Origin of the sequence: Moorena sp. SIO3B2 (assembly GCF_010692525.1) — a bacterium.
GTDB classification, from domain to species: Bacteria; Cyanobacteriota; Cyanobacteriia; order Cyanobacteriales; family Coleofasciculaceae; genus Moorena; species Moorena producens.
Genome location: NZ_JAAHHE010000810.1, coordinates 1 through 1,667, shown reverse-complemented (window position 1 = coordinate 1,667; position 1,667 = coordinate 1). Strand labels below are relative to the sequence as shown.

The 1,667-nt window shown below is 38.8% G+C and carries 2 protein-coding genes; one reads left to right on the top strand and one right to left on the bottom strand.

The features are described from left to right. Positions 1 to 780: 780 nt before the first annotated feature. On the top strand, positions 781 to 1,368 hold the full coding sequence (locus F6K38_RS41320) for a class I SAM-dependent DNA methyltransferase (protein WP_287312612.1): 588 nt from the start codon (positions 781 to 783) through the stop codon (positions 1,366 to 1,368). 113 nt (positions 1,369 to 1,481) lie between these two features. Here F6K38_RS41320 and F6K38_RS41315 read toward each other — a convergent pair. Then, positions 1,482 to 1,667 (bottom strand): hypothetical protein (locus F6K38_RS41315; protein WP_287360638.1); only part of this gene is annotated, 186 nt, incomplete at its 5' end.

The following is a 1,667-nucleotide window of genomic DNA, read 5'->3' as shown; positions in this document are numbered from 1 at the left end:
AAATAGCTGAGGAATACAACGGTATTTGTCTTGGTGATTATTCAAGTTAAGGCTCATATCAAAAATTTTTCCGGTTTCCTATACTTTCCACAACTGCGGATTTTATCTCTTTTACTCCTGCTGTTTTGGGGGAGTGGTTCTGATTGTGAGTCAGCTGAATTGATGACCATGGTTAGTATAACACTTCACGAGATAATCTAGAATTAGACTGTCGAAGCTGGATAACAACCTTGAGGTAGGATATCCCATTCACAGCCACTTTTTCAAAGGTATAAAATGCCATTTATAGCCTTTATCATAGTAATAATGTATACAGTTTTTTTGTTTACCGATTCCCGATTCCCGATTGCTTATTTCCTAAAATCCCAAATTTGTGTCCCTAAATCAGATAAATGCTATGATTATGATTTATACTATAAGCGCGTTTATTGCATTTATGAGGTAGGATTATCAACCTCAAAGTCCCCCTTGATAAGGGGGATTTAGGCTGAGGGGGTGACATGCAAGCTGAAATCCTTACTGGGTAATATTTTCAGCCGATGTGTTACAAAAAGATACATGCTGTTTTGGGCTGACCTTGGATGTAGTTATAAGGGTTTGAGCTTGCCATTAAATCACAGGAGGGTCAATTTGGGAGTTTATCTTTTCTAAGAGAATTGGAATCAAAGGCTTATCTAGTAAGCTTTTCAGGGCTCATGTCACCCCCTCAGGGATTTAGGGGGATCGTTTTGCACATCATAGCTATGATAATTGCTATATCTAAATATATCAATAAAAACTATGTCAACAAAAATTGGTGCTGAAGACTATTATGATAAATTTGCTGCCAAATATGACGAGGTGTTAAAGGCACCCAGTTCTAATGTCCAGTATGTCAATGAAGCGGTTAAAATCTTCCATCGACATAATCAGCATCAAGGCAGTGTTTTAGATATTGCTTGTGGGACAGGTATCCTAAGTGACTTGTTGCAGGGAGAGTTTGACTATACAGGGATTGATATTTCCAGTAAGATGCTGGATTATGCGGCAAAAAGAGGGTATAAAACCATCCACAAGCCGATTGAAACAGCCCTCGCTGAAATTGATAGCCAGTCCTACGATTTTGTGTTTTGTTTAAGTTCATTACTGTTTGTGGAAGACGTGGCAACAGCTATTAAGCATATGAATCGGATTGCTCGCAAAACGATTATTTTTAGCCTTGATGAAACAACAGAAGAATATATTAAAAAGGTTGGTATACCAGTTTATGACCACTCTAAAGTTGCCATCGACAATGCCATCGAAGATTATTTTATTGTAGGTTGGACTTCTCCAAGCCAAGGAATTACAATCCGAACTCGTATGATTTATATTGAATTAAATAAATAATAATTGTATAGGATTTTTAATAGCAAAGGGAATCGGGAATTGGGAATCGGGAATCGGGAATCGGGAATCGGGAAACAAGATTGTTTCTATCATTCCAGATAGGCTTACTAATTCTAATAATGTAGTTGTGAACTAGACCAGGAAGAAAACTCTACCGGTTGTGCTGGAGATAATGCGTTCGCGAAGCGGTTCCGTTCGCGTAGCGTGGCCGAAAGGCCAAGGAACATCGCGCCCAATTTCCCTGAATCAAAATCGGGTGCATCTTCTAAAAGTTGTTTGACCCAGCAGTGGTGCGTTAC